6 protein-coding genes are annotated in these 6,683 nt (G+C 38.3%); 2 read left to right on the plus strand and 4 right to left on the minus strand.

Annotation, left to right across the window (positions count from 1 at the left end; genetic code table 11):
* Nucleotides 1–39: 39 nt before the first annotated feature.
* From fecE to A1D25_RS04700, 4 genes are read right to left on the minus strand one after another with little or no spacing between them, the layout of a single operon-like run.
* Entirely contained in the window at nt 40–810 is a 771-nt protein-coding gene (gene fecE / locus A1D25_RS04685) for a Fe(3+) dicitrate ABC transporter ATP-binding protein FecE (RefSeq protein ID WP_157394539.1), read from the minus strand.
* Nucleotides 810–1,808, minus strand: coding sequence for a Fe(3+) dicitrate ABC transporter permease subunit FecD (fecD, locus tag A1D25_RS04690; protein WP_157394540.1), 999 nt, complete (start codon nt 1,806–1,808; stop codon nt 810–812). The genes fecE and fecD overlap by 1 nt, the downstream gene beginning before the upstream one ends.
* Entirely contained in the window at nt 1,808–2,791 is a 984-nt protein-coding gene (gene fecC, locus A1D25_RS04695; protein ID WP_157394541.1) for an iron-dicitrate ABC transporter permease FecC, read from the minus strand. Before fecC ends, fecD begins: the two co-directional genes overlap by 1 nt.
* Nucleotides 2,791–3,687, minus strand: a complete 897-nt coding sequence (locus A1D25_RS04700; protein WP_157394542.1) for a Fe(3+) dicitrate ABC transporter substrate-binding protein — start codon at nt 3,685–3,687, stop codon at nt 2,791–2,793. The genes fecC and A1D25_RS04700 overlap by 1 nt, the downstream gene beginning before the upstream one ends.
* A 192-nt stretch (nt 3,688–3,879) precedes the next feature.
* On the opposite strand from A1D25_RS04700, the gene rlmKL reads away from it, so the two are divergent.
* Nucleotides 3,880–6,039: a bifunctional 23S rRNA (guanine(2069)-N(7))-methyltransferase RlmK/23S rRNA (guanine(2445)-N(2))-methyltransferase RlmL gene (gene rlmKL / locus A1D25_RS04705; RefSeq protein WP_157394543.1), complete on the plus strand. Its 2,160-nt coding sequence runs from the start codon at nt 3,880–3,882 to the stop codon at nt 6,037–6,039.
* A gap of 9 nt (nt 6,040–6,048) precedes the next feature.
* On the plus strand, nt 6,049–6,528 hold the full coding sequence (gene trmL, locus A1D25_RS04710) for a tRNA (uridine(34)/cytosine(34)/5-carboxymethylaminomethyluridine(34)-2'-O)-methyltransferase TrmL (RefSeq protein WP_157394544.1): 480 nt from the start codon (nt 6,049–6,051) through the stop codon (nt 6,526–6,528).
* The last annotated feature ends 155 nt before the right edge of the window (nt 6,529–6,683 follow it).

Genomic DNA, 6,683 nt, shown 5'->3' on the forward strand with positions numbered 1-6,683 from the left:
GAAAAACGGTCAGATTATTATTTATCTGACCGTTTTTTACTATCTTTTTAAAATAAACATCGGGGTCCTACTGACAGGATCAGGGTGGATTTCTACATCAAGATCAAACACCTGTTTCAATAGTTCAGCATTCATTACCTCATCGGGAGAACCCTGTGCGATTAAATTTCCTTGCTTTAAAACAACCAAATGATCGCAATAACGGCACGCCTGATTCAGATCGTGTAATACCGTAATTACCGTTTTTCCTTTCTGCTGTAAATGACGCATCATCGACATTAACTCAGCTTGGTGATTGAGATCTAAATAAGTAGTTGGCTCGTCTAATAAAATAATATCCGCATTTTGAGCTAATGTCATTGCTAGAAAGACTCTCTGCTGTTGCCCTCCAGATAAGTCACTCACTAACTTATCTGCTAACTCAACCACTTGAGTTTGTTGCATTGCTTGCTCAACTAATTGCTCATCTTTTTCGCTTAATTTTCCCCATAAATTTAGATAGGGAGATCGCCCATAAGCAACCAATTCTCTTACGCTAATGCCTTCGGGAACAAGATGCTGTTGTGGCAAGAATGATAAAATTTTGGCATATTCTTTAGCAGATATTTGCCAAATATCTGAGGTTTGATGGCAAACTTTACCATTTTTAGGCTTTAGTAAACGAGCTAATGATTTTAGTACCGTTGATTTACCACAGCCATTTGGACCGATAAGACCAATGATTTTCTGGTTCGGTAGGGTTAAATTGAAATCCTGCACAATCACTTTATCGTGGTAGGCAAGCTGAAGATGTTCTACAACTAAACTCATTATTTGGCTCTCATTAATAAATAGAAGAAATACGGTGCTCCAAGAATGGCGGTTAGAATCCCAGCTGGAATTTCAACAGGTGGAGCAATGATACGAGCTAAAATATCGGATAATAATAGCAATATAGCACCAAGTAATAAGGCAGCAGGTAATAATCGTCGATGACGACCACCGACTAAATGCCTTGCTAAGTGTGGTGCAACTAATCCTAGAAAAGCAATAGGTCCACAAATGGCGACAGCTGTCGTTGCTAACGCAACGGCTAAAAGCAAAATTAAAATTTGAGTTTTACTGATATGTACACCTAATGTCGCTGCTTTTTGTTCTCCGAGAGCTAAAGTATCTAAATCTCGACAAAATATAAAAGGTAATGGTAATAAAATAAGCAACCAAGGTAATATAACGGTAAGATAAGACCAACTTCTTCCCCATAAACTGCCTGTCAGCCAAAGCATTGCCGAATTGATGTCGAGTGGATTAGAGAGCATCAAATAATGACTGATTGCCGCCCATAATGCTGAAAGAGCCACGCCAATAATTGCCATTTTGATCGGGCGGAAATGAAAGCCACAGATAATCCATAAAATCACAAAAGAGAGAATACCGCCAATAAAAGCAAAAATAGGTAGCCAATAGAATGCAATTCCAGGAAAGAAAACTAAACAAAGAACTGCAATAAGTCCTGCTGCATTATTGATACCTAAAATATCAGGTGATGCAAGAGGATTTCTTACTACACTTTGAATCAACACGCCTGAAACCGCTAGTGCTCCGCCCATCAGTACCGCTAGAATGGCTCTAGGTAAACGATATTCAAAAAGTGTAAAATAATGCGGATTATTCGGTTCTTGTAAAATTTGCCAGATTTCCTGTAATGATAGGCTATATGTGCCAAGCTGTAAGCTCAATATAAAAAGTACGAGCGTAATAAGGAGCGTTATCGGATAAAATCCAATTTGCAAAAAATAGCGTAAAACAGACCGCTTAAATATATTCATTAACGCTTTCCTCTTGCAAAGAGTACAAAAATGGGGGCTCCGATGAGGGCAAGAATAGCTCCTGCAGGAATTTCACTTGGGAAAGTAACTGCTCGGGCGGTAATGTCTGCCAGTAGCATTAGACTTCCGCCTAAAATCATCGACATCGGCAAGGTTTTACGTAAATCATAACCGATATAGTAGCGAGCAAGATGGGGAATTAGTAACCCAATAAATGCCACAGGACCAGCAATACTAACACTTGAGCCAATAATCAGCAGTGCTACAATGTTAGCCAGCCAACGTAAACGAAATAAATCGACACCTAAAGATTGGGCTGATTCATCACTTAAATTCAATAAATTAAGTTTTTGAGCAAAAAAAGTACAAAATATAACACTGAGCAAGAAAAAGGGAAGAATAATCCACCATTCCACCCAGCGAGTATGAGCAATTCCTCCTGCTAACCAGTTAATAATATTAGCAGCGTGATCTTCTGCAATAATAATGACTAATTTAGTCAATGCTGCACAAAATAACGAAACAGCAATCCCTGCTAAAATAACACGATGGCGATCGGAGTTTGAACGCCAACCTCCACTAATTAGCATTACTAATAACCAGCTTAAGCCACCACCGACACTGGCAATAAACGCAATACTATATCCTGAAAAGAAAGCTGGCATTACGGCAGTTGCTGTAACCATCGCCAAACTTGCACCTGCATTGACACTAAGTAGGGAGGGGGAAGCTAGAGGATTACGTGTGATCGTTTGAAGTAATGCTCCAGCAACCGCAAGATTTGCTCCCATTACTATCGCAACTAAGGAGCGTGGTAAACGTAGATCCCAAATCGTAATTTGGATCAGCTCATCATCACTGCCATAAAAGGCTTGAAGAGTTTCAAACCCTGATATAGCGGTTGGGTAGTACAAAAAAAGGCTTCCCCATAAAAGTATAATTAATACAAAAATGGGGAAGCTCCAACAAGCAAACGTTCTCATTATTTCGCAGATTTATTTACGAAATCTTGTACTTCTTTAGCGATAATTTCAGCGGCATCAATACCACGAGCTCGAGACCAAAGATTACCATCTACCGTCATAATTTGGTTATTTTTTACCGCAGGGATAACTTTCCATAATGCTTCGTTTTCCCATTTTTTAGCAATACTTTCATCACGATAGTGAGTTAAAATCATTAATTCTGGCTTTTCTGCAACGACTTGCTCCAAGCCAACAGCACTATTTGGTTTATTATCCGAGGTTGCTTTTGGCATTTCAAAACCGAGTTTCTCAATTAAGCCACCAGCGTAAGATTCATTATTGAATAAATGGAATTGAGTTTCACGAGAAACGCCAATGATCGCTTTTTTTCCTTTCGGCAAACTTTTAGCAATATCGTTAATATATTGTTCGTGTTTAGCAATACGTTCTTTCATTTCATTTGATTTACCTAATAAATCACCGATTTTCTGTGCAGTTTCTAAATTTTCCGCATAGTTCTCGTTACGAGAGTTAAATACAACCGTTGGAGCAATTTTCTTTAACTCTTCATATACGGCAGAATGGCGGTTATCATCTGCAATAATTAAATCGGGTTTTAATGCTGCAATTGCTTCTAAACTTGGTTGGGAGCGAGTACCGACAGATTCCCAAGGCTGAACTTTATCACGCACTTGCTGAAGAATACGAGTTTTATCGTTATCATCAGCTACACCAACAGGGCTCACGCCAATTTGAGCAAGAGCATCAACATAAGAATATTCCAACGCTACTATTCGTTGCGGTACAGTGTCCAATGTAAAATCGCCTTTACGGTCTTTAACTGTAACCGCATTTGCGAAGTGGCTTGTAGCGAAAAGAGAAAGTACGACTGCTACGTTCAATAATTTTTTCATAATTTGCTTTCCTTTGATGTTGTGAATGAAATCTTTTGTGTTAATTATATGCAAAAATACAAATAAGAATAATTCTTTTTTGTAAGTTTTGTCACTTTAATAGTAGGCACTTACAAATTTTTCAGTAAATCTCACCGCTTATCACGCTATTCCGCTATAATTAGCCCAATTTTATTGACAGAAAAACTCACAATGACAACAAAAACGACTTATTTTGCCACCACTGCTCGTGGCTTTGAAGAAATGCTAAAAAGCGAATTAGAGCAAATTACTGATGCACAATGTAAAATTGCTCAAGGCGGTGTGCACTTTACTACCGATCAAACAGGAATGTATAAAGCCTTATTACATAGCCGTTTGGCATCTCGTATTTTATTACCATTACTTCAAACTAAAATTTTTAGCGATAGTGATTTATACGCTTCTATCGTCAGTTACCAATGGGCAGATCTGTTTGACCCAAGAGATACTTTTTTTGTTGATTTTAATGGTACTAACCAAGAAATCCGCCATACTCAATTTGGGGCAATGCGAGTAAAAGATGGTATAGTCGATTATTTCGAGCGTAAAGGCTTTGCTCGTCCAACAGTAGATAAAATTAACCCTGATGTACGTATTCACGTTTATTTAGATCGTGAAAACCTTGTGGTTTCTTTAGATTTAAGCGGTGATGCGTTACATATGCGTGGTTATCGAGAAGATACAGGGAAAGCTCCGCTACGAGAAACACTCGCCGCAGCAATTATTTTACGTTCAGGTTGGAAAAAAGGAACAGCGTTAGTTGATCCAATGTGTGGATCTGGAACGTTGTTAATTGAAGCCGCTCAAATGCAAGCTAACATTGCTCCACAAATCAACCGTCAAAAATGGGGATTTTATGCTTGGAAAGGGCACAGCCAAGCATTATGGAAATATGTATTCGATCAGGCGGTGGAATTACAAAAAAATAGTGAAATCTCACCGCTTGCTAATTTTTATGGCTTTGATCTTGACCATCGAGTGCTGGCAAAAGCAAAACAAAATGCCGAAAATGCAGGGGTCGCTCATTTAATTCAGTGGCAACAAGGCGATGTTGCAGCACTTAAAAATCCATTCCCAGAGCAAATAGGTACAGTCGTTTGTAACCCACCTTATGGTGAGCGTTTAGGGACAACACCTGCACTGATTGCTCTCTATTCAGTGTTTGGACAACGCCTTAAACAACAATTCGCAGGCTGGAATGCGTCTATTTTTAGTGGTGAGCCTGAATTATTAAATTGCTTACGCTTACGTTCTTCTCGCCAATTTAAAGCTAAAAATGGTCCATTAGATTGTGTGCAAAAAAATTATCTCATCAGTGAGCGAGCTGTTGAACAAAAACCTGATCTCGTTTTTGAACAAACGGCTCATGCAGGGAAAGAAGTCGCACAGGATTTTGCTAACCGCTTATCCAAAAATATCAAAAAAATAGAGAAATGGGCAAAACAGCAAGGGATTGATGCCTATCGCCTGTATGATGCGGATTTACCCGAATATAATTTAGCTGTCGATCGCTATGCGGATCATATCGTGGTGCAAGAATATGCAGCTCCAAAAAATATTGATGAAAATAAAGCTCGCCAAAGACTATTAGATGCAGTATCTGCTACGCTTTATGTTACTGGCGTAGAAACCAATAAATTGGTGCTTAAAGTACGTCAGAAGCAAAAAGGTACAAACCAATATGAGAAATTAGCGAATAAAGGCGACTACTTTTATGTGAATGAATATGGGGCAAAATTATGGGTAAATTTAACAGATTACCTTGACACAGGGCTTTTCCTTGATCATCGTCTAACGCGTAAAATGGTTGGTACAATGGCAAAAGGTAAAACCTTTCTAAATTTATTTGCTTACACAGGGTCTGCAACCATTCACGCTGCATTAAATGGAGCCAAATCTACCACTACCGTAGATATGTCAAATACTTATCTTAACTGGGCTGAGCAAAACTTAGAGTTAAATAATTTATCACTTCGCCATAATCGTCTATTCCAAGCAGACTGTTTACAATGGCTGGCAGAATGTCGAGAACGTTTTGAGTTAATTTTTGTTGATCCGCCTACGTTCTCAAATTCCAAGCGAATGGAAAATAGCTGGGACGTACAACGGGATCATATTGAGCTACTCAAACAGCTCAAACGTATTTTAACCAATGACGGCACTATCGTGTTTTCAAATAATAAACGTGGATTTAAAATGGATTTTGAAGGGTTAGCACAACTAGGGCTAAATGCAGAAAATATTTCGCATAAGACCTTACCCCTTGATTTTGAACGTAATCCGCATATTCACAACTGTTGGATCATCACTCATAAAAAAGAGCAGTTATAAGAGAGTAAAATGTTAGATATAGTTTTATATGAACCTGAAATCCCACAAAATAGTGGTAATATTATCCGCTTATGTGCAAATTGTGGTTTTCGCTTACATATGATTGAGCCACTTGGTTTTGCTTGGGACGATAAGAAATTACGCCGTTCAGGGCTTGATTATCACGAATTTGTCGATATTCAGAAATATAAAGATTTTGATGATTTTCTCACCAAAGCTAAACCAAAACGTTTATTTGCATTAACGACAAAAGGTGAGCCTAACCATAGTGATGTCCAGTATGAGTTGGGGGATTTTCTGATGTTTGGACCAGAAAGTCGTGGTATTCCTAAGGTTATTTTAGATAGCTTACCAATGTCTCAAAAAATTCGTATTCCAATGTGTAAAGATAGCCGTAGTATGAATTTATCCAATTCCGTTGCTGTTGTCGTATATGAGGCGTGGCGACAGTTTGGTTATCAAAATGCAGTGGCAAGGCAGAATATTTAGTACTTATGAAGTAGGGCATTTATATAATCTATTTTTGTAAAAGTTTTCTACAACTTGACTACTTTCCGCTATAATACAATTCAGAGTTATCCTTATGGGATAACTCAGATTATTGACAAAGTCTTTTTTTCATTCAGACGCACTGAGTGTATCCA

Source organism: Ursidibacter arcticus (genome assembly GCF_009761375.1).
GTDB lineage: Bacteria > Pseudomonadota > Gammaproteobacteria > Enterobacterales > Pasteurellaceae > Ursidibacter > Ursidibacter arcticus.

What these genes read in the sequence shown, in the direction of transcription:
- fecE (WP_157394539.1), bottom strand. Translation starts at nt 810, where the DNA reads ATGAGTTTAGTTGTAGAACATCTTCAGCTTGCCTACCACGATAAAGTG.
- fecD (WP_157394540.1), bottom strand. Translation starts at nt 1,808, where the DNA reads ATGAATATATTTAAGCGGTCTGTTTTACGCTATTTTTTGCAAATTGGA.
- fecC (WP_157394541.1), bottom strand. Translation starts at nt 2,791, where the DNA reads ATGAGAACGTTTGCTTGTTGGAGCTTCCCCATTTTTGTATTAATTATA.
- A1D25_RS04700 (WP_157394542.1), bottom strand. Translation starts at nt 3,687, where the DNA reads ATGAAAAAATTATTGAACGTAGCAGTCGTACTTTCTCTTTTCGCTACA.
- rlmKL (WP_157394543.1), top strand. Translation starts at nt 3,880, where the DNA reads ATGACAACAAAAACGACTTATTTTGCCACCACTGCTCGTGGCTTTGAA.
- trmL (WP_157394544.1), top strand. Translation starts at nt 6,049, where the DNA reads ATGTTAGATATAGTTTTATATGAACCTGAAATCCCACAAAATAGTGGT.